The organism is Paractinoplanes durhamensis (assembly GCF_016862175.1).
Taxonomy (GTDB): Bacteria; Actinomycetota; Actinomycetes; order Mycobacteriales; family Micromonosporaceae; genus Actinoplanes; species Actinoplanes durhamensis.
In genome coordinates, this window is record NZ_BOML01000052.1 from 96146 (window position 1) to 122727 (window position 26582).

At 71.6% G+C, this 26582-nt stretch carries 18 protein-coding genes; 7 read left to right on the forward strand and 11 right to left on the reverse strand.

Annotated features, from left to right (window positions below; genetic code table 11):
- Nucleotides 1-22: 22 nt before the first annotated feature.
- From Adu01nite_RS32375 to Adu01nite_RS32385, 3 genes are all read left to right on the forward strand, one after another.
- Nucleotides 23-1036 (forward strand): LacI family DNA-binding transcriptional regulator, encoded by a 1014-nt coding sequence (locus tag Adu01nite_RS32375; RefSeq protein ID WP_239132855.1) that lies wholly within the window; start codon nt 23-25, stop codon nt 1034-1036.
- Between the two features lie 77 nt (nt 1037-1113).
- Nucleotides 1114-2220: a glycoside hydrolase family 53 protein gene (locus tag Adu01nite_RS32380; protein WP_203732581.1), complete on the forward strand. Its 1107-nt coding sequence runs from the start codon at nt 1114-1116 to the stop codon at nt 2218-2220.
- A gap of 118 nt (nt 2221-2338) precedes the next feature.
- Entirely contained in the window at nt 2339-3703 is a 1365-nt protein-coding gene (locus Adu01nite_RS32385) for an NAD(P)/FAD-dependent oxidoreductase (RefSeq protein ID WP_203732584.1), read from the forward strand.
- On the opposite strand, the gene Adu01nite_RS32390 is transcribed toward Adu01nite_RS32385, so the two are convergent.
- From Adu01nite_RS32390 to Adu01nite_RS32400, 3 genes are read right to left on the reverse strand one after another with little or no spacing between them, the layout of a single operon-like run.
- On the reverse strand, nt 3696-5423 hold the full coding sequence (locus Adu01nite_RS32390) for a multicopper oxidase family protein (protein WP_203732586.1): 1728 nt from the start codon (nt 5421-5423) through the stop codon (nt 3696-3698). The two genes, Adu01nite_RS32385 and Adu01nite_RS32390, sit on opposite strands and share 8 nt — an antisense overlap.
- Nucleotides 5420-5848 (reverse strand): DUF6220 domain-containing protein, encoded by a 429-nt coding sequence (locus Adu01nite_RS32395; RefSeq protein WP_203732588.1) that lies wholly within the window; start codon nt 5846-5848, stop codon nt 5420-5422. The genes Adu01nite_RS32390 and Adu01nite_RS32395 overlap by 4 nt, the downstream gene beginning before the upstream one ends.
- Nucleotides 5849-5859: 11 nt before the next feature.
- Complete coding sequence (locus tag Adu01nite_RS32400) at nt 5860-6414, reverse strand: hypothetical protein (protein ID WP_203732590.1); 555 nt, start codon at nt 6412-6414, stop codon at nt 5860-5862.
- Between the two features lie 143 nt (nt 6415-6557).
- Here Adu01nite_RS32400 and Adu01nite_RS32405 point away from each other — a divergent pair, with 143 nt between their 5' ends.
- On the forward strand, nt 6558-7685 hold the full coding sequence (locus Adu01nite_RS32405; protein ID WP_239132856.1) for a sensor histidine kinase: 1128 nt from the start codon (nt 6558-6560) through the stop codon (nt 7683-7685).
- Nucleotides 7682-8344: a response regulator gene (locus Adu01nite_RS32410; RefSeq protein ID WP_203732595.1), complete on the forward strand. Its 663-nt coding sequence runs from the start codon at nt 7682-7684 to the stop codon at nt 8342-8344. The genes Adu01nite_RS32405 and Adu01nite_RS32410 overlap by 4 nt, the downstream gene beginning before the upstream one ends.
- Here the strand turns inward: Adu01nite_RS32410 and Adu01nite_RS32415 are convergent.
- The 3 genes from Adu01nite_RS32415 to Adu01nite_RS32425 all read right to left on the reverse strand — a co-directional run bounded on the left by Adu01nite_RS32415 (nt 8315) and on the right by Adu01nite_RS32425 (nt 16015).
- Nucleotides 8315-13135 carry a PDDEXK-like endonuclease domain-containing protein gene (locus tag Adu01nite_RS32415; protein WP_203732597.1) on the reverse strand — a complete coding sequence of 1607 codons (4821 nt, stop codon included), beginning with the start codon at nt 13133-13135 and terminating at the stop codon, nt 8315-8317. The two genes, Adu01nite_RS32410 and Adu01nite_RS32415, sit on opposite strands and share 30 nt — an antisense overlap.
- Nucleotides 13136-13244: 109 nt before the next feature.
- On the reverse strand, nt 13245-15428 hold the full coding sequence (locus Adu01nite_RS32420; RefSeq protein ID WP_203732599.1) for an MMPL family transporter: 2184 nt from the start codon (nt 15426-15428) through the stop codon (nt 13245-13247).
- A 17-nt stretch (nt 15429-15445) separates the two neighbouring features.
- A complete protein-coding gene (locus Adu01nite_RS32425; RefSeq protein WP_203732602.1) occupies nt 15446-16015 on the reverse strand; it encodes a TetR/AcrR family transcriptional regulator in 570 nt (189 codons plus the stop codon).
- Between the two features lie 263 nt (nt 16016-16278).
- Between Adu01nite_RS32425 and Adu01nite_RS32430 the strand changes: the two genes are divergently transcribed.
- Nucleotides 16279-18480, forward strand: coding sequence for an MMPL family transporter (locus tag Adu01nite_RS32430; RefSeq protein ID WP_203732604.1), 2202 nt, complete (start codon nt 16279-16281; stop codon nt 18478-18480).
- A 120-nt stretch (nt 18481-18600) separates the two neighbouring features.
- Nucleotides 18601-19785: a PucR family transcriptional regulator gene (locus Adu01nite_RS32435; protein WP_203732606.1), complete on the forward strand. Its 1185-nt coding sequence runs from the start codon at nt 18601-18603 to the stop codon at nt 19783-19785.
- 1 nt (nt 19786) lies between these two features.
- On the opposite strand, the gene Adu01nite_RS32440 is transcribed toward Adu01nite_RS32435, so the two are convergent.
- The 5 genes from Adu01nite_RS32440 to Adu01nite_RS32460 all read right to left on the reverse strand — a co-directional run bounded on the left by Adu01nite_RS32440 (nt 19787) and on the right by Adu01nite_RS32460 (nt 26578).
- On the reverse strand, nt 19787-20659 hold the full coding sequence (locus Adu01nite_RS32440) for a glycoside hydrolase family 16 protein (protein WP_203732608.1): 873 nt from the start codon (nt 20657-20659) through the stop codon (nt 19787-19789).
- A 165-nt stretch (nt 20660-20824) separates the two neighbouring features.
- Nucleotides 20825-21736: a glycoside hydrolase family 16 protein gene (locus Adu01nite_RS32445; protein ID WP_203732610.1), complete on the reverse strand. Its 912-nt coding sequence runs from the start codon at nt 21734-21736 to the stop codon at nt 20825-20827.
- Nucleotides 21737-21915: 179 nt separating this feature from the next.
- Nucleotides 21916-23949, reverse strand: coding sequence for an ATP-dependent zinc metalloprotease FtsH (ftsH, locus tag Adu01nite_RS32450; RefSeq protein ID WP_239132857.1), 2034 nt, complete (start codon nt 23947-23949; stop codon nt 21916-21918).
- Nucleotides 23950-24055: 106 nt separating this feature from the next.
- Nucleotides 24056-25213 carry a hypothetical protein gene (locus Adu01nite_RS32455; protein ID WP_203732612.1) on the reverse strand — a complete coding sequence of 386 codons (1158 nt, stop codon included), beginning with the start codon at nt 25211-25213 and terminating at the stop codon, nt 24056-24058.
- 117 nt (nt 25214-25330) lie between these two features.
- The gene (locus Adu01nite_RS32460; protein ID WP_203732614.1) at nt 25331-26578 is read right to left on the reverse strand and encodes an FAD-binding protein; all 1248 of its coding nucleotides are present in this window, start codon (nt 26576-26578) and stop codon (nt 25331-25333) included.
- Nucleotides 26579-26582 lie beyond the last annotated feature (4 nt).

Here is a 26582-nt window from a genome sequence, read left to right on the forward strand (position 1 = left end):
GGCGCAGTCTATGATCCCGAACGTGCGCAAACGGCCCACCATCCGCGACGTCGCTCGCGAGGCAGGGGTCTCCTACGCGACCGTCTCCCGAGTCCTGAACGGCCGGGAATGGGTCAGCCCGGAAGCCGTCCGCGTGGTGCGGGAGGCCATCGCCCGGACCGGTTACACGGCGAACCCGCATGCCCGCTCGCTGGCCACCGGCAAGTCCGGGTCGATCGCGTTCCTGCTCACCGAGCCGCAGCACCTGCTCTTCGAGGACCCCAACTTCTCGGTGCTGCTGCGCGGCGTCGCCCAGGCGCTGAGCGACCGGGAGCTGACGCTGATCCTGATGATCGCGTCGACCCCGGAGGAACGCACCCGCACCATCGCCTACCTGTCCGGCGGGCACGTCGACGGCGTGCTGCTGGTGTCGCCGCACTCCGGCGACCCGCTGCTGTCGCACCTCGTGCAGGCCGAGGTGCCGATCGTGGCGTGCGGCCGGGTCCTCGGCTACGAGCAGCAGATCAGCTCGGTGATGGCCGACGACCGCTCCGGCGGCCGCTCGGCGGTCGAGCATCTGATCTCGGTCGGCTGCCGCAAGATCGCCACTATCACCGGCCCGCAGGACACCGCCGGCGGCGTCGACCGGCTGCAGGGCTACACCGAGGCGCTGATGGCGCACGGCCTGCCGGTCGACGAGGCCCGGATCGTGCACGGCGACTGGGGCCGGGTCAGCGGGGCCACCGCCATGCGGCAGCTCCTCGAACAGGACCCCGGCCTGGACGCGGTGTTCGCCGCCTCGGACGCGATGGCGGCCGGCGCGCTGCCGGTGCTGCGTGACGCCGGCCGGGACGTGCCCGGTGATGTGCGGGTCATCGGCTTCGACGACTCCGGGCTGGCGGCCACCCTCGACCCGCCGCTCACCACGGTCCGGCATCCCCTCGACCGGATCAGCGACGAAATGGTCCGTCTCCTCACGGACGTCATCAACGGGCGTACCCCGCTCTCGATCACCGTGCCCACCTCACTGGTGATCCGGGAGTCGTCGCCCTCCTGAGCCCCCGGCGGAGCCACCGACCGCCGGGCCCCGGCGTCCCCCACGCCGGTCAGCCGTTTCTTCGATGAAGGAGCGTCATGAAACCGTCCCTCCGAGTGTTGGCGGCCGCCCTCGTCCTCGCGGTCCCGCTGACCCTCTCCGCCACCCCCGCCAACGCGGCGAACACCCTCACCATGCTCGGTGCGGACGTGTCCACGCTGCAGCGAAGCCTCGACCTCGGGGCGAAGTACTACAACAAGGCCGGTACGGCCGCCGACCCCTACGACATCCTCAAGACGGCCGGCGCCAACTACATGCGGCTGCGGGTCTGGAACAACCCGGCCAGCGGTTACAACAACAAGGCCAAGGTGCTCCAGCAGGCGAAGGCGATCAAGGCCAAGGGCCTGAAGCTGCTGATCGACTACCACTACTCGGACACCTGGGCCGACCCGGGCAAGCAGTACCCGCCGGCCGCCTGGTCGTCGCACACGCTCGCCCAGATGCAGACCGACGTCTACAACTACACGTACGACGTGTGCACCGCGCTGAAGGCGCAGGGCACCACGCCGGACAGCGTGCAGATCGGCAACGAGATCAACGTCGGGATGCTCTGGCCGAACGGCAAGGTCACCAACAACAACTTCGCCCCGCTCGCCTCGCTGCTCAAGCAGGGCTACGCCGCGACCAAGGCGTGCAACAGCGCCACCCAGGTCTGGATCCACACGGCCGACGCGGACAGTGACGCCAACGCCCGCTGGTTCTACGACGGGATCAAGGCGCAGGGCGTCACCTGGGACGTCACCGCGCTGTCCTACTACTGCATGTGGCACGGCACGCTGGCGAACCTCTACAACGTCATCGCCGACGTGAAGTCCCGCTACGGCAAGCCGGTGGTGATCGCCGAGACGGCATACATGTTCACCACCGCCAACGCCGACGGTACGAGCAACTCGATCCCGGGCACGACCACCTGCGACGGCCAATCGGCCAGTTGGGCCGGGCAGGCGACCGAGTTCACCTACGTGCAGAACACCGCGCGCAACGCCGGCGCGGTGGGGGTCTTCTACTGGGAGCCCACCTGGTACGCGGTGGCCGGCAACGGCTGGGATCCGGCCAACATCAGCGGCTCCGGCAACGGCTGGGACAACATGGCCATCTTCGACTGGACCGGCCACGTGAACCCGAACATCGTCTGGACGCCTTAGTTCTAAACCTCGGTGGGGCCCGGTGTGATCTGATCGCCGGGCCCTTCCGCGTGCGCGGAGTCACGGCATAATCACCCTGATCAGGGCGCTGTAATAAGCGCATAGAACGGGAGCGAAAATGCATCGTGTAGCCGTCATCGGCGCGGGGTTCGGCGGTCTCTTCGCGATCAAGGCACTGCGCAACGCCCCGGTCGAGATCACCCTGATCAACGGCACGGCGTACCACCTCTTCCAGCCGCTGCTCTACCAGGTGGCGACCGGCATCCTCTCCGAGGGCGAGATCGCGCCCCCGATCCGCGAGGTGCTCAAACGGCAGAAGAACGTGGACGTACGCCTCGGCTGGGCCCGCGAGATCGACGTGGAGAACAAGGTCGTGAAGGTGGACGGCCCCGGCATCGACTACGAGGTCGAGTACGACACGCTGATCGTGGCGGCCGGCGCGGCGCAGTCCTACTTCGGCAACGACGGGTTCGCCGACAACGCGCCCGGCATGAAGAACATCGACGACGCCCTCGAGTTGCGTGCCCGGATCTTCGGCGCGTTCGAGATCGCCGACCTGCACACCGATCCCGAGGACATCGAGCGCTGGCTCACCTTCGTGGTCGTCGGCGCCGGCCCGACCGGCACCGAGATGGCCGGCCAGATCGCCGAGCTCGCCCACCGCACCCTCCCGGGGCAGTACAAACACATCGACCCGCGGAAGGCCCGGATCATCCTGGTCGACGCGCTCGGCGCGGTGCTCAACACGTTCGGCGACCACCTCTCCACCAAGGCGCTGCGCCAGCTGCACCTGCTCGGCGTCGAGGTCGAGTTGAACACCAAGGTCGTCGGGGTCGACCCGACCGGCATCGAGGTGGAGAGCGAGCGCGGCCACCAGCGCATCCCGAGCATGACGAAGGTGTGGGCGGCCGGTGTGTCCGCTCCCCCGCTGGCCCGCAAGCTGGCCGAGCAGGCCGGCGCGAAGACGGACCGGGCCGGCCGGATCTTTGTGGAAAAGGACCTCACCGTCCCGAACCACCCCGAGATCTTCGTGCTCGGCGACATGATGAACCTCAACGACGAGCACGGGAACCAGCTGCCCGGCGTTGCCCAGGTCGCCATCCAGGGCGGTCGCTACGCGGCCGCGACCATCAAGGACCGCCTCGACGGCAAGCCCGCGGGCAAGCCGTTCAGGTACTTCGACAAGGGCAGCCTCGCCACCATCTCCCGGTTCTCGGCCGTGGCGAGCATCGGCAAGCTCCGCCTCGGTGGCTTTCCGGCCTGGCTGATCTGGGTCGCGGTGCACCTGCTCTACCTGGTCGGCTTCAAGAACCGGGTGTCCGCGGTGATGCACTGGGCGGTCAGCTTCATCGGCCGGGGCCGCTCGGAACGGGTGTCGACGATCCAGCAGGCGTTCGCCCGGCGGGCCATCCACGAATACGGCGACCCGTTCGAGCGGACCCGCCTGGAAGCGATCGTCGCGGACAGCACAAAGGCTAAATGACCTGAAGGTGGAGCATCATCCCCGCGTCGGCGTGCGGCAGGTTGTGGCAGTGATTGGCCCACATCCCCGGACTGCCGGCGCGGAAGGTGACCTCCCAGACCTCGCCCGGCCGCACGTCGAACGAGTCCAGCCACAGTGGGCTGCCGGTCGGCGCCCGGCCGTCGCGCTTCAGCACGAGCACATGAAAACCATGCAAATGCCATGGGTGTACGGCCAATGAGCGGTTCACGACGGTGAACTTCACGGTCTGACCCCGGCGTACGACCTCGGTCGGGATGTCGGGGTAGGCCGCGCCGCCGACCGTGTGGGCGTAGCGCGGGAGCAGACCGCGCAGGTCGAGACCGCGGTCCAGCACCAGCGTGAACGTGCGGTCGAAGGCCGGCCGGGGCGCGGGGGCGGGTGCGGGGGTGCCGTAGGTGAGCGGGTCCAGCACCGGCCACCGCGCGGTCGTGGCGGTGACCGGGCCGGTCGACCAGACCTCGCGGCCGTCGGCCAGCAGCGCGACCGGTGTGGCCGGGGCGGTCAGGGTCAGGTCGTAGCGGCCGCCGGCCGGGATGGCCACGGCGGTCTCGGTCAGGTCGGTGGGGCCGCTCAGGTCGGTGCCGTCGATCGCGGCCACCCGGAACGGCGCGCCGGCCAGCGCGTACCGATGGGTGGTGTAGTCGGTGTTGATCAGCCGCAGCCGGATCGGAGTGCCCACCTTGACGTTCTCGGATACCGGGGCGTGCAGCGGGTGGCCGGCCAGCGTGTGCACAGGGATCACCCGGTCCACCCCCGTCGCGGGTGCAGGGCGAACCACGAACGCGCCGTAGAGTCCTTTGCGCACGCCGAGCGAGGACGCCTCATGCGTGTGGTACCAGTAGGTGCCGGCTTGGTCGGCCCTGAATCGGTAGACGAATTCCTTCCCCGGCAGCACCGCGTCCTGGGTCACGCCCGGGACGCCGTCCTGCGCGTTCGGCACGTCGTAGCCGTGCCAGTGCAGCGTGACGCCCTGGCCGATGTCCCGGTTGCGCAGGGTCACCTCCAGGACGTCACCGACGGTCGCGCTCAGTTCCGGGCCCGGCACCTGCCCGTTGAACGCCCAGACGTCCTTCCCAGCCACGGTCCCGGCAGTCAGGGTGAACCGCTTGGTCGGCGCCCCCACGTCCACCGCGGCGGCGTATTCGTGCTGGTGGGGAAGGCCGGAGGGGGCGCCCGGCGCGGCGCTGAGCCCGACGCCCGCCACCACCGCCACGGCCGCCACCGCGAGGATCGCCCGGGACACGCCCGGCGAGGGCCGCGGCCCGACCAGACGCCAGGTGACGGCGGTCCCGGCCGCGACCGCGGCGACCGCGAGCAGCCCTGCCCCGGCCGAGGCCGGATACCCGTGCAGGACCGTCACGAGCAGCCCGGCGGCCGTGGCGTACCCGGCGAAGAGCAACGCGACGGCCGCCGCGCGGATGTCGCGCGCCGGCCGGACCAGCCGCGTCCCGGCCACCACGAGGGCGACGAGCGACAACGGCCCGGCGATGAGCACCTTCTCGGCGGCGAACCACCAGCCTGCCCTGGCCAGCGCCGCGACCGTCGCCACGCGGGCCAGCGTGGCCAGGAACGCACCGGCCGACAGGCCCAGCGTGACGCGCCGGCGTCCGGCGGCGGCCGCGCCGCCCGAGCCGAGCCAACCGGCCGCCGCCAGGAGGGCAACCAGCAGGTCGACAACGATCAGCGAGCCGGTAGTCATGCCGGCTGCTCCACCGGTACCGGCTGGGCCAGTTTCTGGGCGGCCCGGAGCACGCCGACCACGACGTGCACCGCGATGATCCCGTTGACCGCGTGCAGGCCGCCGATGATCAGGCCGGCCGTGGTGCTGCCGCCCGAGTCGTCGGTGAGCCCACCGGCCAGGGCGGCCAGCAGCACCTGGAGCAGCACCAGCCCGAACGGCAGCGCCGCCATCGCGATGACCCGGCCCGGCGCCCTCGCCAGCGCGGCGAAGACGACCGTGAGAATCGTGAGCAGCGGGATGACGGCCATCCCGTTGATGCTGTGCAGCGCGTACGAGTCGTCGCCGCCGGCCGGTTTGGTGAAGGCGCCCACCGCGGCGAACACGAACTGCAGGGCGAACGCGACCAGAAGCAGCCCGGTGGTGATGACGAAGGCCTTGCGCATGGTGACCGTCCTCAGCGGTGCGCCGGGGCGAGCGCCCGGGCGGCGTGGTCGGTGGCGGTGATCGCGCCATAGGCGACGAGCCGGACGAGATCGGCGTCGGCCGGATGGAAGAGCCGCCACAGCCCGACGTCGCCGTGCCCGATGGCGGCCGGCGCGAACGCCGCGAGCAGCGCGATCCGGGTGCCGACCCGATCGGCCGGCGGCAGGTCCTGAACCAGCTCGGTGGCCCACTCCCCCGGCCGGTCGGGCCGGCGACCGCCCTCCCAGCCGACGGTGCCGGTGACGGTGTCCCGGCCGGTGCCGCTCAGCAGTTCCCCGCCTCGGTAAGCGATGTCCCGCAGCGTCGAGTAGGCCGGCCCACGGTGAAAAAACCGCCCGGGCAGCGGTTCCAAGGTCAGCAGCGCCGCCGCGATCCGGCCGGTGAAGTCGAGGGCCAGCGGGCGCGGGCCGGTCGTCTCGCGCAGGAGCGCCAAGGTTGCGGTCAGCAGGTCCGGCGCGACCGACAGGGCCGCCAGGACCGGATCGGCGGGAGATCCCGCCGGTGGCGTGAAGAAGCGGAATGTCATGGCGTCGATGCTGGTCGCGGGGCGACCAGAAAGCGTCCAGCCGGCGCAGGCTTCTGGCCGGCCCGCCGCACTGCGCAGGATGGACCGCGATGTACTGCGGAAGTTGGATGCTCCGCAGTGGACCCTCGTCCTACAGTGCGGTCATGCGTCCGGACCTGCCCTACGCCCTCGCCGGCGTCACCCTCGGCGCCCTGCTGCTCGGCAACGCCGCGGTCGCCCCCGACGCGGCCCCGGTGCATCCGGCCGACGTCCTGCTGGTGCTGCTGATGGCGGCGGCCGTGGCGCTGGCCCGGCGGTTCCCGATCCCGGCGCTGGCGGTGGCCACCGCGGCCATGCTCGCCGCCCACGTCCGGGTGCACGCCGGGGTGGCCGCCGCGTTCCCGGTGCTCGGCCTGGTCTGCCTGGCCGCGTGGCGGGGTTACCGGCTGCCCGCGCGACTGGCCAGCGTGGTGTTCCTGGCCGGCTTCCTGGCCCGGGACATCGCGGCCGCCCCGCCCGGCCGCCCCGGCCAGGTCCTGGTCGAGCGGACCTCGCTGCTGCTCGGCTGGTTCGTCGCGGTCAACGTCGCGGGCCTGGTGGCGCGGCAGCACCGGGCGCTGATCGGGCAGGCCGAGGAGCGGGCGGCCGAGGCCGAGCGCACCCGCGAGGAGGCGGCGCTGCGCCGGGCCGGCGAGGAGCGGCTGCGGATCGCCCGCGACCTGCACGACTCGCTCACGCACAGCATCTCGATCGTCAAGGTGCAGGCCGGGATCGCCGTCCACCTGGCCCGCAAGGCCGGCGACGAGCCGGCCCCGGCCCTGCTGGCGATTCAGGAGGCGAGCAGCGCGGCGATGCGCGAGCTGCGCGCGACGCTCGACGTGCTGCGCGAGCCGGACGCCGAACGGCTCGGCCTGGCGCTGGTCGGCGAACTGGCCGAACGCACCCGGGCGGCCGGGGTGCCGGTGCGGGTCAGCGTCGCCGGCGAGCCACCGGGTCTGCCCGAGGAGGTCGACCAGGCCGGCTACCGGGTGATCCAGGAGGCGCTGACCAACATCGCCCGGCACGCCGGCCCGGCCACCGCCGAGGTCCGCGTCGAGTACGCCCCGACCCGGCTGACCGTCTCGGTGCTCGACGACGGGCAGAAGCCGGCGGCCGAGCCGCTGACCCCGGGCGTCGGGCTGCGCGGCATGCGGGAACGGGTCACCGGGCTGGGCGGCACGCTGATCGCCGCCCACCGCGACGAGGGCGGCTTCGCCGTGCGGGCCACCTTCCCCCTGCCCGGTTCGGCATGATCCGCGTCCTGCTCGTCGACGACCAGCCGCTGATGCGGGTCGGCTTCCGGGCCCTGCTCGACGCCGAGGAGCAGATGGTGGTGGTGGGCGAGGCCGCCGACGGCGCCGCGGCGGTCGAGCTGGCCCGCCGGCTGCGGCCCGACGTGGTGCTGATGGACGTGCAGATGCCGGGGCTGGACGGCATCGAGGCGACCCGGCGGATCGCCGCCGATCCGGCCCTGGACGGCGTCCGGGTCCTCATCCTCACCAACTACGGCCTGGACTCCTACGTGTTCGCCGCGCTGCGGGCCGGAGCCAGCGGCTTCCTGCTCAAGGACGCCGACCCGGCCGACCTGCTCCAGGCCGTCACCGTGGTGGCGCGCGGCGACGCCCTGCTCGCCCCGTCGGTGACCCGCACCCTGATCAGCGAGTTCGCCGCCGGTCCGGCGCCGGCCGACCCGGCCGCCGGGCGCGACTCGCTGACCGCCCGCGAGCAGGAGCTCGTCCAGCTGGTGGCGCGCGGGCTCAGCAACGACCAGCTCGCCGAGCGGATGGTGATCAGCCCGCTGACCGTGAAGACGCACATCAACCGGGCGATGGCCAAGCTGCACTGCCGGGACCGGGCCCAGCTGGTCGTCTGGGCGTACGAGTCAGGCCTGGTCGCCCCCCGCCACCGGTGAGATGTCCTCCATCGACGGCTCGACCAGGACGTGGCCGATCGGCCGGTGCGGGATGCCGCCCCAGGCCCGGCCGGGCAGCCGGTCGAAGCCGGGGGCCGGGTCGGCGAGCGCGGTCTGGATCGCGCCGAGCAGCCGGCCGGCCTCCTGCGCCTGGTTGGTGTACCAGGCGGTGGACCAGACGCGGTGCAGGTGCCAGCCGAGTTCGCGCAGCTCCTGCTCGCGCAGCCGGTCCCGGTCGCGGGCCGCGCCGATCTGCCGGTAGCCGGGGCCGTCGAACTCGATGCCCAGGGCGTACACCTCGTCCGGGTGGTCGGGGTGCACGACGCCGATGTCGATCCAGTGGCCGGCCGCGCCGATCTGCCGGCGGACGTCGAATCCCCAGCCCTTGATCGTGCTCAGCACCGATTTCTCGAACGCGCTCACGCCCTCGGTGTCGGAACTGTCCCTACCCAGCGTGGCCGCGTCCCGCTCGGCGTACTCAAGGAATGCTTTGAGGTGTCGGATGCTCTCGTTGCCCATGTCCGGCACGTCGGACGCGTGGATCGACGAGACCACCTCGATCCGCTGCCGGGCGCGGGTGATCGCGACGTTCAGCCGGCGCCAGCCCTTCGGGCGGTTGAGCACGCCGAAGTTCGTACTGATCTTGTCGTGGTCGTCGTAGCCGTAACCGATCGACAGGATGATCACGTCGCGGACGTCGCCCTGCACCGCCTCCAGGCTCTTCACGAAGAAGCCGTTGAGCCGGTCCGAGTCGTCCAGCAGGTGATCCAGGTCGGGCCGGTCGGAGATCATCCGCTGGACGGCGGTGTCGATCGCGTCGGCCTGCGCCACCGACAGCGTGACCACGCCGAGCGACCGGCCGGGCCGGTGGGTGAAGTGGTGCAGCACCCGGGCGGCGACCGCGTCCGCCTCGATCGGATTGTCCGAGGTGGTGAGCCGGTGGTAGACGCCGTCGGTGTGGTAGAGCTGCACGCCGTGGTCGGGCTCGCGGGCGTAGGCGCGGGGCAGGCTGACCAGCCGCCCGCCGTAGTAGGCGAGGTTGGCGAAGGCGAACAGCGCCTCGTGCCGGCTGCGGTGGTGCCAGTCGAGCTCGAGGATCGGGAAGGTCTCCTTGGCCAGGTCGAGGATCGACGGGAAGTCGGTGACGTCGTCCTCGACCTTGTCGTAGAAGGTGGTCGGCGGCAGCTGCCGCTCGTCACCGGCCACGATCAGCGCGTCGCCGCGGTAGACGCAGTTGATCGCGTCGGCTGTGGTGACCTGGGACGCCTCGTCGATGATCACGACGTCGAACTCGATCTCCGGCGGCAGCAGCCGGCTGACCGCGAGCGGCGACATCAGCAGGCAGGGCTTGAGCGCCTGCACCGCGTGCCGGGCCTGGGCGATCAGGTCGCGGACGGCCAGGTGCCCGGTGCGCTTGCTGCCCTCCCGGCGGATCAGGGCGGGCTCGCCGGTGGTGGCCGCGGACGGCCTGCGAGCCTCGACCGCGTAGACGATGTCGGCCAGCGCGGCCGCGTTGAGCTCGTGGTCGAGCAGCTTGAACACCTCGACGAGGTGGCCGCGCTCCTCGGCGTCGACCGGCATCAGCCCGGCGTCGTCCCGGATGATCGCGTCGGCCCATCCCCGGTAGAGCGCCTTCTCCAGCACCGGCCAGATCTGCTCGGTCGCGGTGTGGTGGTCGGCGCAGAATTCCAGGGCGTCCTTGAGCCCGAACGAGGTGATCACGTCCCGGGCGTCCGAGTGGGTGAACCACTCCTGCTGCCCTTCGGCGTCGTGGATCAGCTCCATCAGCAGGTCCCGGGCGCTGTCGTAGTCGCCGAGGTGGGTGGTCAGCTCGACCCGCCGGTCCGGCCCGAACGCGGCCAGCACCTGCTCGCGGGCCTGTTCCCAGCCGGCCACCGAGGCGGACAGCCCGTCGCTGGGCTGAGCCTCGTGCAGGGCGTGCGCCTGGTCCGGGGTGAGCGCGGCGTCGTGCCCGGTGTGGATCCGGCGGGCCTCGGCGGTCCACGCGACGATCTGGTTCATCAGCTCGTCGTTGGTCTTGGTGCCGCGGTAGATCGAGCCGAGCACGGCGGCGTGCGGGCCGGCGTTCGACCAGATGGCGGCCTCGGCGTCGACCGCGGCCTGGCGCTGCTGGGCGATCTCGACCGCCTCGGCCAGGGTGAGGTCGCCGCGCCCGGTCGGCCCGCCGTAGGCGCGCAGCATCTCGGCGGCCGCCCGCAGCGGGCTGATGTGCGCGCGCAGCCAGAGGACGGCGTCCTGCACGGCTCCCTCGCCCAACTCGGGCCGGGGAGCGCGGGCCGGCGCCTCGCGCAGCGTGGTGCGGAACCGGTCGAACTCGTCACGGGCCTCGCTGACGATGCGCAGCAGCGCGCCGTTCGGCCGGGGCGCGGAGACGTGCACGACGACCGCGGCCAGGGCGTCGGCCGGGGTCTCCCGGATCACCTCGTCCGCGTTGTGCAGCGCCTCCAGGATGGCGGCGAAGTCGGTGTCCAGGCCGTCCCAGTGCCGGCCGAGGATCTCGGCGTGCTCCTCGGCCAGCTCCTCCAACTCGTCGAGGGCCGCCTTCCAGATCGCGGCGTCCTCCACGTTGGCGACCGCGTCCTCCGGCTTGACCTCGGGCAGCGCGGCCTCGATCGCCGCCTTCTTGTCCCGCCGGTAGGTGCGCAGCAGCTTGCGCGGGCCGCGCTGCTTGTTGAGCCGGTCGGCCATCTCCTCGATCGGCTCGTTCAGCACACCCTCGTCGAAGTGCCGGCGGGCCTGCGCCTCGGCGGCGTTGACCGCCTCGACGCCGCGGCGCAGGGCACGCACCGCGGCGTGCGCGGCGGCCATCCCGCCCTCGGCGAACCAGGCCGCCTCCGGCTTGTTCTCCCGGTTGATCAGCTCGGAGATCTTGATGACCCGGGTCGAGTCGGGGAAGCTCACCACGTTCGGCAGGCCGAGCCGGGCGGTGACCCGGTCGAGGCTCTCCTGCCGGGTCTCCAGCCGGTCGGCCTCCTCGGCGAACTTGTTGGCCAGGTGCTCGGCCTGGGCAGCGTTGAGTGGGCGCAGGTCGATCCCGGGCGGGGTCAGCTCGGACATGTCCGGCACCGAGGTCAGCTCGGCCGCGGACGGCAGCTCGGCCCACGGGATGCCGCCGTAGCGCAGCGCGGCCAGATGCGTGGTGAGGTCCTCGGCGGCCTCCTGCACCGGGGCGAGGCTGGTCGCGATCAGCCACTCCTCGACGATCGTGCTCGGCCGGTGCGCGGTGTGCGCGGCGAGCGCGGCCAGGGTGCTCGCGCCGGCCGGTTCGTGCAGGTCGAACGCGTCGGCGAGGGCCGAGTTGGCGATCACCGTCTCGGCGAGCTGACCGAGGGCGGACATCGCGGCCCGCAGCCGGCCCTCCATCGGCTCCCGCTCGCTGGCATCCCGCCACAGGTAGCTCTCGCTGCGCAGCCGGCCGAGCCGGCCGACCGCCTCGCGGATCTCGACCATCGCCTCCGGGGTGAGCTCGGCCGGGATCTCGGCGGGCACCGGCGCGGCCGGCACGTCCTGCAGGCCGGCGCAGATGCCGATCACCTCGTGCAGGGTCCGGCCGAGCGGCGGGCGCACGCGATTGAGGCTTTCCGCGTACGACGTGAGCCGCTCCCGCCGCTCCCGGACCGCGCGCCGGTCGATCGGGTCCATGGCGGCCAGCGGCACCGGGTCGGTGTCGAGCGCCTCGGACAGCGCGGTCGCCACCTCCCGCCGCCCCATCAGGTCGCTGTGCAGCGGCAGCAGATAGTTGCCGAGCCCGGCCTCGACCAGGCGCCGGTGCACGGTGTCCAGCGCGGCCGCCTTCTCCGAGACGACCAGCACCCGCTTGCCGGAGTGCAGCAGGCAGCCGACGATGTTGGCGATGGTCTGCGACTTGCCGCTGCCCGGCCCGCCGTCGAGCACGAAGCTGTGCCCGGCCACCGCGGCGGCCACCGCGGCCCGCTGCGAGGCGTCCGCGTCGAGCAGCAGCGGCACCTCCTCGGCCGGCACCAGCTCGTCGATCCGGCCCGCGTCGATCGGGTCGAAGGCGAACGTCCGGTCGGCGTCCCGGGTGGCGAGCGCCCGCACGAGCGGGTGCTCGGCGATGTGCGGCTCGCTCTCCATCAGGTCGGCGTGGATCGACTCGCGGTGCACCCCGAAGGTGGACAGCACCACGGTCTCGTCGGCGTACCAGCCGCGCTGCTCGCCGATGGCCACGTCGATGTGCGCCCACAGCACGGTGACGTCGAGCTCGCCGAGCGACTTCACCTCGGGCAGGTCGATGCCCTGCGGGTACATCCGCAGCGCCAGGGCCGGGTTGATGATCGGGTCCTCGCCGCGGGCCCGCAGCAGCGGCCCGGCCGGGTCGATCTCGACCGGGACCAGCAGGATCGGGCTCTGGTGCGGGGTGTTGCGCTCGTCGCTCCAGTGCAGCATCCCGATCGCGAGGTAGAGCGAACCCACCCCGCGGTCGATCATCTCCTGCCGGGAGCGGCGGTAGAAGCGGTGCAGCAGCGCACCGAGGTCGTGCTCGGCCAGGTCGGTGCGCAGCACCGGCCGGTTCGGGTCCTCCTCGCCGTCGCCGCCGGGGAAACCGAACGCGTCCCCCTCCTGGAGCACCTTGAGGATGCTCTTGGGCGACGGGCGGGTGATCTCCACGGCGTCGGACGGGGTCCGGCCGAAGTTGAGCAGCCGGTTGCCGTCGGTAAGGTCGACGAGTCCGGAGCGCCACGTTTCCAGCGCAGCCCGGACCACGCCGTCGGGTTGCTCGCTCAGTTCCGCTGCATGATCCGGCCGCATCCTCTAATTGCAGCAAGACGGACGGCCGTTACGCTGGGGATTCGCCCGCTTCCTTCCGGATATTCCGCCACATAACAGGCGAAGGCCTCGGAAGCGGGCGAATCGCCGATCACGCCGCCGGGACGGTTTCCTCCGCGGCGCGCGCCGCCGGCCGGCGTTCCAGGGCGATGCCCTCGACGTCCAGCTCCGGCAGCTTCGACAGCCACGTCGGGAACCACCAGGCGGCCTTGCCCATCAGCGCGATCGCGGCCGGGATGGCGATCATCCGGACCACCAGGGCGTCGAAGAGGATGCCCATGGCCAGCGCGAACGCGATCGGCTTGATGGTGTCGTTGCCCTGCGGGACGAAGCCGGCGAAGACCGAGAACATGATCGTGGCGGCCGCGACCACCACCGGGGCGGCGTGCCGGAACCCGCTCACGACGGCCTGGCGCGGCTCGGCGCCGTGCGCGTGCGCCTCGTGCATCCGGGACACCAGGAACACCATGTAGTCCATCGCCAGGCCGAACAGGATGCCGACGATGATGATCGGCGACAGGCTCAGCAGCGGGCCGTTGACCTTGGCGTTGACCACCGCGTCCAGCCAGCCCCACTGGAAGACCGCGGTGGTGGCGCCGAGTGCCGCGCCGATCGTGAGCAGGAAGCCGAGCACCCCGGCCACCGGCACCAGGATCGACCGGAACACCAGCACCAGCAGCACGAACGCGAGGCCGACGACGAGCACCAGGTAGATCGGCAGGGCGTCGTCGAGCTTCTGCGACACGTCGATGCTGACCGCGGTCTGGCCGGTGACGTAGACCTTGGCGTCCGGGCCGTCGGCGACCTTGTCGCGGATCGCGTGCACCAGGTCGACCGTCGCGGTGTCGTCCGGGCCGGTCTTCGGGATGATCGTGATCAGGGCCGCGGTGCCGTTCGCGTCCGGCTGCGGCGTGGTCGCGACGAGGACCCCGGGCAGGGTGCTGACCTGCTGCTGCACGGTCGCCGCGTACGACCCGGAGCCGGACCCGTCCACCAGGACCAGCAGCGGGCCGGCGAAGCCGGCGCCGAACCGCTCCGCGATGAGCTCGTCGGCCTTCTCCTGGGTGCTGCCCGGCACCTCCTTGAGGATCAGCGAGGTCTGCATCTTGGTGATCGGGATGGCGATGACGCCGAGCGCGGCCACCGCGATCAGCAGGCCGGCCCAGCGGCGGGTCGAGACGAGGTGCGCCCAGCCCTTGAAGAAGCCGCGACCGGTCTCGTCCTCGACGTGCTCGACCGGCGGCGCGTTGCGCAGCTTCTTCGGCAGCGCCCGCCGGCCGATCATCCCGAGGATCGCCGGGACCAGGGTGATCGCGACCAGCACGGCGATGACGATGGTGGCCGCCGCGGCCAGGCCCATCTCGGTGAGGAAGGGGATGCCGGCCACCGACAGGCCGGCCAGCGCGATCACCACGGTGAGGCCGGCCGTGACGACGGCCGAGCCGGCCGTGCCGACCGCCATCGCCGCCGCTTCCGGCACGTCCAGGCCGCGGCGTAGCTCCTGGCGGAACCGGGTGATGATGAACAGCGCGTAGTCGATGCCGACCGCGAGGCCGAGCATGATCGCCAGGATCGACGTGGTCGACTGCAACTCGACGAAGCCGGTCAGGGTGAAGATGCCGGCCGCGCCGATGCCCACGCCGACGATCGAGGTCAGCAGGTTCATCCCGGCCGCGACCAGCGAGCCGTAGGTCAGGGCCAGCACCAGCAGCGCGACCACCACGCCGAGGCCCTCGGCCGGGCCGCCGACGTCGGCGCCGGACTCCTTGGACGCCTCGCCGCGGACCTCGACCGTCAGGCCGCCGCTGCGGGCCTGATCGACCGCGCCGAGCAGCGCCTCCCGCTCCTCGACGGTGATCTCCGAGCCCTGCACGCCGTAGCTGACCGTGCTGTAGGCCGCCGACTGGTCCTGCGACACCACCGGCGACTTCGGGTCGAGCGGGTTGCTGGCCGCGACCACGCCGGGCAGCTTGGCCAGCGCGGCGACGGTCTGCACGACCGTCGCGGCGTTCTGCTGGTCGGTGATCTTGCCGCCGGCCGGGGCCGCGAACACGACCTGGGCGGTGGCCCCGCCGGATGCGTCGCCGAAGCGCTCCTTCATCAGGTTGAGCGCGGTGGTCGACTCCTGGCCGGGGATGGAGAACGTGTTGACGGTCGGGCCGGAGAGGGTGGCCGCGCCGACGCCGACGGCGACCAGCGCCACCAGCCAGACGACGGTCACGAGAATCCGGTGCCGCACGGCGGAGAGACCGAGGCGATGCAGCAGGGTTGCCATGAGGGGAGTCCCTTGCCTTAGTTAGTCGGGCGCTCGTGACCGAGCGCGTCGTAGCTGACCTCGACGATTTCCGCGAGGGCGGCGGGGGTGAGCTTGTCGTGCATCGCCACCGTGGTGACGGCGAGCCCGCCAAGAGCGCCGACGATCCGCATCAGCCGGGGCAGGTCCTGGTCGGCGACGCACTCCGGGTCGGCGATGCCGAAGGCCGCGAAGATCGCGTTGCCGGTCTCGTGCAGCGTTTCGCCGTCGGGGGCGCTCATCAGGCCGCTGAGCAGCAGCGCCACCGCACCGGGTCGCTCCATCGCGAGCCGGGCCACGCCGGTGATCACGATGCGGTCCCGCTCCGGGCCGACCGGCAGGCCGTCCGCCTCGGCGGCGATCACCCGCAGGTCGACGAGGGCCCGCTCGATCACCGCCGCCTGCAGCGCCTCCTTGGTCGGGAAGCGGTGCAGCAGGCCGGTCTTCGAATAGCCGACCGCGTCGGCCACCCGCTGGATCGAGGTCTCCTTGAAGCCGTGCCGCGCGAACAGCGCGGCGGCGGTCTCCAGGATCTCGTCCTCGATCTGTTGCTTCGTCGGACGCGGCATGCGGACCAGCCTAGACGGGAAGGGACCAATCCGGTCGGGAACCGACCGTGGTGGTCCTCACATCATTTTCGGGGGAAGCCCTGAGTGTTTCTCGGGGTTCGATGCCCCTTTTGGGGCGGTTGGGGCATCCGGAAGTCGGCTACCTGACCAACTCCCGCGCGCCGGCGACTCCGGGGGCGACCGGGGTCTGACCCGGATGTTCCCAGCTCCCGCACTGCCTAACTTCAGTTTCGACACAGAAACCGGGTACAGGGGGCAGGGAAATGGCGAAGCGACCGGTGACGGTACGCATGGCGCGATGGAGCGCCGAACACCCGTGGCGAGCGATCGCGCTCTGGGTGGTTTTCGTGGCGGTGTGCTTCGTCGGCGGCAACGCGGCCGGCACACGGGAGGCGACCGCCCAGGACGACGCGATCGGCGAGGCCGGTCAGGCCTACGTGATGATCGAGGACGGGAAGTTCGCCGACGAACCGGCCGTCGACAACGTGCTGATCACCGCGCCGTCCGGCCGGCTCGACCAGGCCAAGGCGCAGGCCGCCGCCAAGGACGCCGCCACCCGGCTGGGCACGGTGGCGGGCGTGGCCAAGGTCGGCGAGCCGATCCCGGCCACCGACGGGACCGCGCTGCTCGTGCCGATCACCATGTCCGGCGACCCGGACACCGCCTCGGACCGGGTCGAGCCGCTGCGGGCGGCCACCGCCGAGGTGCAGAAGGCCCACCCGGACCTGCGGATCGAACAGGTCGGCGGCCCGTCCATCAACAAGGCTCTCGACGACACGCTCGGCGACGACTTCCAGAAGGCCGAGATCCTCAGCCTGCCGGTCACCCTGTTCATCCTGATCATCGCGTTCGGCGCGCTCATCGCGGCCGGCGTGCCGCTGCTGCTCGCGCTCTCCTCGGTGGCGGCCGCGATGGGCCTGTCCACGCTCGCCTCGCACCTGGTGCCGATGGGCGACGCGACCAGCAGCGTGATCCTGCTGATCGGCATGGCGGTCGGCGTCGACTACTCGCTGTTCTACGTCCGCCGGGAACGCGAGGAGCGGGCCAAGGGGCGCGGGCACGTGGACGCGGTGGAGATCGCCGCCGAGACCTCCGGGCACGCCGTCGTGGTCTCCGGCTTCGCGGTGATCATCTCGATGGCCGGGCTGTTCCTGGCCGGCGACTCCACGTTCTCCTCGCTCGCCACCGGCTCGATCCTGGTCGTCGCGGTGGCCGTGCTCGGCTCGCTGACCGTGCTGCCGGCCATCCTGGCCAAGCTCGGCCGCTGGGTGGACCGGCCCCGGGTCCCGCTGATCTGGCGGCTCACCGCCAACCGCGGCGAATCCCGCCTCTGGCGCCGGATCCTCACCCCGGCGCTGCGCCGCCCGGCGATCACCCTGCTGGTCAGCGTCCTCGCCCTGCTCGCCCTGGCCGCCCCGGCGCTCGGCATGAAGCTCAAGTTCCCGGGCACCGAGGACCTGCCCCGGACCACCCCGGCCATGCAGGCGTACGACCGGCTGGCCGCGGCCTACCCCAGCAACGGCACCAACCACATGGTCGTCGTGCAGGCCCCGGCCGCCCAGGCGGCCGCGGTCAAGACGGCGCTGACCTCGCTGGCCGCGAGCACCCAGAACAACCCGCTGTTCGCCGAGCTGGAGGCGGACGGCCCGAAGATCGACGTCTCGGCCGACGGCACGGTGTCGGTGCTCGACCTGGCCACGCCGTTCACCGCCCGCAGCGACGAGGCCGCGGACAGCCTGCACGAGCTCCGGAAGACCCTGGTCCCGGCCGCGCTCGGCGGCGTCACCGGCGCGACGTACGCGGTCGCCGGGGCGGTGGCCGAGAACGAGGACTACGCCAAGCACATCTGGCAGACCCTGCCGATCGTGGCCGGCTTCGTGCTGCTGCTGACCTTCCTGGTGATGGCGTGGACGTTCCGGTCGGTCGTGGTGGCGCTCACCGCGATCGGGCTGAACCTGCTCTCCGCCGGTGCCGCCTACGGCCTGATGGTGCTGGTCTTCCAGCACACCTGGGCGGAGGACCTGCTCAGCTTCACCTCGACCGGCGCGATCGTCACCTGGCTGCCGATGTTCCTGTTCGTGGTCCTGTTCGGCCTGTCGATGGACTACCACGTCTTCGTGGTCAGCCGGATCCGCGAGGCGGTCAACCGCGGCGTGCCGACCCGGGAGGCGGTCGCCGAGGGCATCACCGGCTCGGCCGGCACGGTCAGCAGCGCCGCCATCGTGATGGTCGCGGTCTTCTCGATCTTCGCGACGCTCAGCACGATCGACATGAAGCAGCTGGGCGTCGGCCTGGCCGCGGCGATCCTGCTGGACGCGACCATCATCCGGGCGGTGGTGCTGCCGTCGCTGATGACGCTGCTCGGCCCGGCCAACTGGTGGGCGCCGAGGTTCATGCGGCCGCGGGGCCGGCACGCCGCTGCAGCCCCGCCCGACGAGCGCAAGCCCGAGCTTGTGGGGGTTTGATCGAACGAACGGCGGACCGCTCCCATGTGGAGCGGTCCGCCCGTTTTTTGTAGGCTTTGTCAGCTGCCGCCGCTGTTACCTTCCGGTAACGTACGCGGAACAAGAGAGGGTGGCCCCCCGATGCCCCTGGAATCCTCCCTGACCGGCACCGTCGCGGAACTCGTGCAGGAGCTGGCCACCGACACCGATCTGGTCGACGATGTGGTCGCCTCGGCCCGGGCCAACTTCCCGGAGGTGGCCCGGCTGCCCTGGGCGGAGAGCCGCCGGCACGTGGCCGCGCTGCTCGCGGCCGGCTTCACCGCGTTCGCCCGGGCGCTGTCCGAGGGCGACTTCGGCCCCGACCTCGACTTCAGCGAGGCGCACCGGTTCGGCGCCGAGCGGGCCGCGCTCGGCGTGCCGGTGGCCGGCCTGCTGGCCGGGGTGCACGGCGGCCGCAGCCGGCTGCTGGAGATCGCGATCAACCGGGGCCGCGAGGCCGGCATCCCGTACGACGAGCTGCTCCAGGCCCTGCTGAAGCTGGACCGCTACGGCACCGACCTGGAACGCCACGTGATGGACGGCTACCGGGAGGCCGAGCGGGACCTCAACCGGGACGACCGGACCGCCCGGATCCGGGTGCTGCGCCGCCTGCTCCTCGACGACGACGGCGGCCCGACCGCCCCCGAGGAGGATCCGGGCCGGTTCGGGCTGCACGACGGCGGCACCTACCACTGCGTGCTCTCCGACGTGGTCGACCCGGTCCGGGTGCGCGCGCTCGAGCAGGCGTTCGCCCGCTGCGGCGGGGTGCTGGCCCCGGTCGGTGGCCGGCTCAGCGGCCTCACCCCGCGGCTGCCCGGCAGCCGTGCCCTCGACCCGTCGGTCCTGGTGGTGACCACCCCGCCGGTGACCCTCGACCAGGCCCGCGCCGCCTACCGGCTGGGCCGCACCGCCCTGCAGGCGGCCCGCTCCCGGGAGTCCACCGGCATCTGCGACGTGGTCGAGCTGGCCGGCGAGACCGCCCTGGCCGCCCAGCCGATGCTGGCGGTGTTCCTGAGCGAGGGGCTGCTCGGTGCCCTCTCCCCCGGCGACGACTTCCACCGCGAGCTGGTCGGCACCGCCCTCGCCTACCTCGACCACGGCCAGCGGCTCGACCTGACGGCCGGCGCCCTGCACCTGCACCCCAACACGGTCCGCTACCGGCTGCGCCGGCTGCAGGACCTGACCGGCTTCGGCACCCCGGCCGAGGGCCTGCCGGTGCTCGACACCGTGCGCTGGTGGTGGGCCCTGCGAACCTGGTCGCACCGCCCGGCCGACCCGGCCTCGTAACCTACTTCTTCTTGTACTTCCAGATCTTGATGTAGTCCACGTCCATCACGACCTTCTCCGGGGTCTGCGCGTTGCGGCACGGGATCGGGTAGCCGCAACCCTGGTCGAGCTGGAGCGCCAGGTGCATCGGGCCCTCGTCGGGCAGCCCGGTGTCGATCATGTCGGCGGTCACGTTGAAGTAGGGCTGGCCGTCCAGGAAGAAGGTGACCCGGGAGGGCAGCCATTCGACGCCGACGGTGTGGAACTTCGTGAAGTCGGCCTTCTTGTAGTCGACGCCGACGTGCGCGTTGTCCTTGCCGTGGTGCAGGTAGGTGCCGCCGCCCTGCCGCTTCGGGTCGATGACCTCCATCATGTCGATCTCGCCGTGCGCGGGCCAGTCGGCGTTGTCCTCCGGCCAGAGCAGGACCGCGGGTGCGTACCCGGCGCCGGCCTGCACCCGGAACCGCACCTCCCACTTGCCGAACATCTGCTCGCGGAAGTAGCCGAGGCCGGCCCCGACGTCCTTGCCGGCCTTCTGGCTCACGCCACCGGAGAGGTGCAGCATCCCGCCCGACACCGACACCATGTCCGAGCTGCGCGGCGGCTTGGAGTCCGGGCTGTCGTAGACGCCCCAGCGGCTGTTCAGCGGGCCGTTGAAGTTTTCCACCACGGCCGGGTCGCCCCAGTTGACCTCGGTGCCCGGCTTGGGGCTGACCGAGGTGGCCGGGCCGCTGGCCTTCGTGCCGGGCTTCGACTGCCCGGGCGAGACACTGCCCGCGATCCACTCACTGGACGGGGACGCATCCGGCCCGTCGCCCGCCTCGGTCCCCCGACATGCCGCGGTCGCGCACACCAGGGCAAGCCCCACGCCGATCGCGGCCAACCGCTTGAGCAAAACCCCTCCCGGAGGACGAATACCGTTCAGGTCCCCGTGCACCGTAGGTGATCCGGCGCACGTTGCCAACTATCTGACGACACCCGGGACTCGTGTTGGTCAACAAACCTAAGATTACGACCTGCGGTCCAAGGGACCGCAGGTCGTAGGTCTCTGGCCGACGTGTCAGGGCGCCTGATAGACCCGCACCCAGTCGACGTCCATAACGACCCGGGAGGGGGTTGACCCGTTACGGCAGGCGATGTATCCGCCGCAGCCCTGGTCGAGCTGCATCGCCAAATTCATCGCCGACTCGGTGGGCAGCCCGGTCTCGATCTGCGACGGGGTCACGTTGAAGAATTTCTTGCCGTCGAGGTAATAGGTCACCCGGGTGGGCAGCCACTCGACCGCGACGGTGTGGAACTCGGTGAAGTCGGCCTTGGTGGCGTCCAGGCCGACCTGGTGGTTGGCGCTGCCGTGGTGCAGGAACGTGCCGAACGTGCTGCGGTCGCTGGCCACCACCTCGGCCAGGTCGATCTCGCCGACGGTCGGCCAGTCCTCGTTGTTCTGCGGCCAGAGCAGCACGAACGCGCCGTAACCGGCACCGGCCTGGGCTCGGAAGCGGACCTCCCACCGGCCGTACTTCTGCGCCTTCAGGTACATCACGCCGCCGCCGACGTCCTTGCCGACGCGCGAGTTCACCCCGCCGGCGATGTGCAGCATCCCGTTCGAGACCGACACCATGTCGCCGCTGCGGGGCGGGGTGCCGTTCGGGCTGTCGTAGGTGCCCCACTGGGCGGGCAGCGAGCTGCCGTTGAAGTCCTGCACCATGACCGGGCTCCCCCAGCCGGCCGGGTTGGCCGGCTTGGCCGCCGTGGTGGCGGTCGCGGCCTTGGGTGCGGTGGTGCTGGTGGTGTAAGCGGCCGCACCGAGCTTCTGCTGCGGCGACGCGCTCACCGATGGCACGCCGGACCCGGAAACTGCGGGCGCCGGGGCGATGCCGATGGTTGGTACGGACGTGCTCGGCGTGGTCAGGGCGAGTTCGTCCCGCGCGTCCGACCCGCACGCCGCAGTGGCGCACAGGAGGACGAGCCCCACACCGGTCGCGGTAATCCGCTTTAACAAAACTCCTCCAGACGTACGACGACCGGGCACGCCTTGCCATGTTTCCGCTGATCTTCAGCATGCGGGACCGGCGGAACGGCTCTGGATTACGACCCAGCGGTGGAGGTGGGCCGCCCGGACGTAACAAAATCTCGCGCTGCGTGATCAGGCGATCATGCAGGGGCAGATGTGGAGGCGTCCGGGAAGGCCGGAGCTGGGGGAATGCCCGGCGCGGGCGTGCTGCCGGGCGCCTCACCACGGGCCACCGCACCGGGCGCGTTGCCGCGGTCGATGCCGGCCGCGGCGTACGCGTCGTCCTCGTCCAGGGTCTCGCTCTGCAGGAGCTTGCCGGCCAGCTGGTTGAGCTGGGTGCGGTGCTCGCGCAGCAGGCGCAGGGCGTCGGCGTAGCACTCGTCGACGATCTTGCGCACCTCCGCGTCGACCAGTTCCTTGGTCGCCGGGGCGACGCCGTCGAGGCCGAGCGGCGACTCCTGGCCGGGCGGCGGCAGCACGGTGACCGGGCCGATCGCGTCGGACATGCCCCACCGGCCGACCATCTGCCGGGCGATGTTGCTGACCTGGTCGAGGTCGGACTCGGCCCCGGTGGTCATGTCGCCGTAGACGACCTCCTCGGCGGCCCGGCCGCCGAGCGCGCCGATGATCCGGCCGCGCAGGTATTTCGCCGAGTAGCCGTAGCGGTCGGTGGACGGGCTCTGGAAGGTGACGCCGAGGGCCTGGCCGCGCGGGATGATCGAGATCTTGCGGACCGGGTCGGCGCCCGGGGTGAGCATGCCGAGCAGCGCGTGGCCGGACTCGTGGAACGCGGTGCGCTCCTTCTCGTCGGGGGTGAGCATGATGCCGCGGACGGTGCCCAGCATGATCTTTTCGAGCGCGTCGGTGAAGTCGGGCGTCTGCACCTGGTCGTGCCCGCGGCGGGCGGCGAGCAGGGCGGCCTCGTTGATCAGGTTCTTCAGGTCGGCGCCGACCATGCCGGGGGTCGACGAGGCGAGCGCGTCGAGGTCGACGCCGGGCGCGACCGGGACGCCGCGGGTGTGCACGGCGAGGATGGCCCGGCGGCCGGCCTGGTCGGGCGGGCTGACCGTGACCCGGCGGTCGAAGCGGCCGGGCCGCAGCAGCGCCGCGTCGAGGATCTCGGCGCGGTTGGTGGCGGCCAGCACGACCACGCCCTCGCTGCCGGTGAAGCCGTCCATCTCGGTGAGGATCTGGTTGAGGGTCTGCTCGCGCTCGTCGTTGCCGCCGAGCGACTGGGCGCCGCCCCGGGCGCGGCCGATCGCGTCCAGCTCGTCGATGAAGATGATCGACGGCGCGACCTTCTTGGCCTGGTCGAACAGGTCACGCACCCGGCTCGCGCCGACGCCCACGATCATCTCGATGAACTCGGACGCGGAGATCGAGAAGAACGGCACCTCGGCCTCGCCGGCCACCGCCCGGGCGAGCAGGGTCTTGCCGGTGCCGGGCGGGCCGGACAGCAGCACGCCGTGCGGGATCTGCGCGCCGAGCTTGCGGTATTTCTCCGGCTCGCGCAGGAAGTCGACGATCTCGGTGACCTCCTGCTCGACCTCCTCGATGCCGGCCACGTCGGCGAACGTGGTGCGCGGCCCGGACTCGGGCTGGTAGAGCTTGGCCCGCGACCGGCCGAAGCCGCCGAGCCCGCCACCGGCCCCGGCCGCCATCCGCCGGCCCACCCAGAAGAGCAGCCCGACCAGCAGGATCGTCGGGCCGAAGCCGACCAGGATCTGCTGCCAGATCGGTGCGGGCGCGTCCGGCGGGTCGGCGTTGACCGGCACGTTCGCCGCCTGGAGCTTCGCGAACAGGTCGTCGTCGGCGAACGAGGGCCGCTGGGTGGTGAAGCGGTCGACCTCTTCGGCCTTGGTCTCACCGGACGGCGTGTAGGACGCCTTCTTGGTGAACTCGCCCTCGATGGTGTCGCCGGTGGAGGTGAAATCCTTGATGTTGGCGGCCTGCACCTGGGTGAGGAAGAAGGTGTAGGAGACCGAGGTGCGCTCGGGCGGCGACAGCAGGAACGACGAGACGATCCAGTTGACCGCGAGCAGCAGGACGAGCATCCAGCCGAAGCGCATCCACGCCGGGCGCGGCTTCTTCGGGCCGTCGGTCTCGGGCGTGGGTGGTGCTCCCTCGACCCGCCACGGGTGACGGGTGGGCTGTTTCGGCGCATCGGCGGGCATGAACGCAAAGGTAGCGCCGATGTATGACGGGAATCCGCCCCCGTAACGAAGATCTCCGGGCACCCCACCACCGTTGGGGGCACCCGGAGATCCGTTCAGGAGCGGGTTACTTCTGCAGGGCGCAGGTCTTGAGGCCCTCGGCGTTCAGGTTCGGCTTGGCCGCGTTGCGGCCGATCGCGGTCTCGATCCGGTTGATGGTCGAGAACCGCTTGTCGGCCAGCGGGCCGAGGATCGCGTTCTGCACGAAGGCGTCGCCGCCCTGGCCGACCGAGCTGACCAGCCGCTTGTTGGCCTCGGCGATCTGGGTGCTGAGCAGCTCGAGGTTGCGCTGCACCTCGGCGGCGGCCTGGGCCGGGACCGCGACGTTCACGTTCACGGCCGGGCAGACGATGGTGCCGGCGGCGGCCGCGACGGCGGCGGCGTCCTGCACCTGCACCGCGGTGCCCTGCGCGGCACCGGCGCTGCTGCTCACCGAGCAGGTCTTGAGGCCCTCGGCGTTCAGATCCGGCTTGACCGCCCGGCGGCCGATCGCGGTCTCGATCCGGTTGATCGTGGCGAACCGCTTGTCGGCCAGCGGGCCGAGGATCGCGTTCTGCACGAAGGCGTCGCCGCCCTGGCCGACCGAGGTCTCCAGGCGCTTCTGCGCCTCGGTGATCTGGGTGTTGAGCAGCTCCAGGTTGCGCTGCACCTCGGCGGCGGCCGACTCCGGCACCGCCACGTTCACGGTGACCTGCGGGCAGCTGATGTTGCCGACTGCGGAGGCCGCGCCCGATCCGTTGCCGGCCGCGTTGCCGCCGGCCGCGGCCGTGGGCACCTCGACCGGCTGGGCGGCCGACGCGCCGCCGGCCTGGTTCAGGGTGCAGGTCTTGAGGCCTTCGGCGTTCAGGTCCGGCTTGGCGGCGTTGCGGCCGATCGCCGTCTCCATCCGGTTGATGGTGGCGAACCGCTTGTCGGCCAGCGGGCCGAGGATCGCGTTCTGGATGAAGGCGTCGCCGCCCTGGCCGACCGTGTTCTTCAGCCGGGTGTTGGCCTCGTTGATCTGGGTGTTGAGCAGCTGGAGGTTGCTCGCCACCTCGGCCTGCGCCTGAGCCGGTACGGCCACGCCGATCTTGACGGCGGGACAGTTGACCGTCGGGACGGCCTCGGCGGCGGAGGCGACACCGAGACCGACACCCGCGATGACGACCGCAACCCCGGCCACGGCACCGATCTGCCAGCGGCGCGCGTTACTGGTGGGTTTCTTGTACGACCGGGACCTGTACATTGGAACCTGCGCCTTCCCCTATGCCTGAACCATTTGGCTTCGGCTGGCAATACGGGAGCGCTCCCATGGACGGATCAACGCTTAAGAATAAATTTATCCGTCCAGGTTGTTACCGGTTTACTGGACACCACCCAGCACCATGTCCAACCAGGGATTACGGAACGTTCCGGCCGGGTCGTAGCGGCTGACGAGTTCCCGGAAATCGCCGAACTTCGCATACTCCGCCGCCAGCGTCGCCGGGCCGGTGGTGAAGACCTTGCCCCAGTGCGGGCGCGGGTGCAGCGGCGCGAGCCGCTCCTCGACCTCGGCCACCACCGGCATCACCGCGTCGGTGTCGGCGATCCAGGTGAAGTGCAGCGCGACGCTGTCCCGGTGGTAGTTCGGGCTCAGCCACAGCTCGTCGGCCGCGATCGCGCGGACCTCGCAGACCTGCAGCACCGGCGCCACCCGCTCGCGGACGGCCGCCACCGCGTCCAGCGCGGCCAGCGCGTCCCCGGCCGCCACGTGCCACTCGGACTGGAGCTCGGCGCCGGCGCTCGGGGTGAACTCCATCCGGAAGTGCGGCAGCCGGGTGTGCCAGGGGCCCATCTCGCCGGACTGGTCGGTGCTGTTGGCGGGCGGCATGCCGGGCACCGGGTGGCGCGGCCCGTCGGCCCGGTGCGCCCCGAACCATTCCCCCTCCAGCTGGGAAGCGCGCTTGAGCCAGCCCATGTTGGCGTCGAGCGACGTCCAGTCGGTGAACAGGCTGACGCTGTAGCCGTCGGCCAGCATCTCCGGCAGGCTCGCCTCGATCGAGGCGCGCGGCACCGTGTCGTACACGTACTGGCGCAGCTCGAAGGTGGGCACCACGTCGAGGGTGAGCGCGGTGACGATGCCCGGCGCGCCCAGCCCGACGACCGCGCCGAGCAGGTCAGGGTCCTTGCGGGTCAGGGTCACCGGCCGGCCGGTGCCGTCGATCAGCTCCAGCGACGAGACGGTGGTGGCCAGGTTGGCGTTGCGCACGCCGGAGCCGTGGGTGGCGGTGGCGACCGCCCCGGCCACCGAGATGTGCGGCAGCGACGCCATGTTCCGCAGGGCCAGGCCCTCCTCGTGCAGGCGCACCGCCAGCTCGCCGTAGCGGATGCCGCCGTCGACCCGGACCGACCGGCGGTCCGGCGCGATCTCCACGATCCGCGGCAGGTCGGCCAGCGAGATCAGGTCGCCGTCGGTGTCGGCCATCCGGTTGAACGAGTGGCCACTGCCCAGCACCCGTAGCGGTCCCCCGGCCGCAACCAGCTCCTGGATCTGATCGACGTTCGTCGGGCGATGCAACCGCCTCGCACCGAAAACGATATTGCCGGCCCAGTTCGTCACACGCTCACTCATCGTC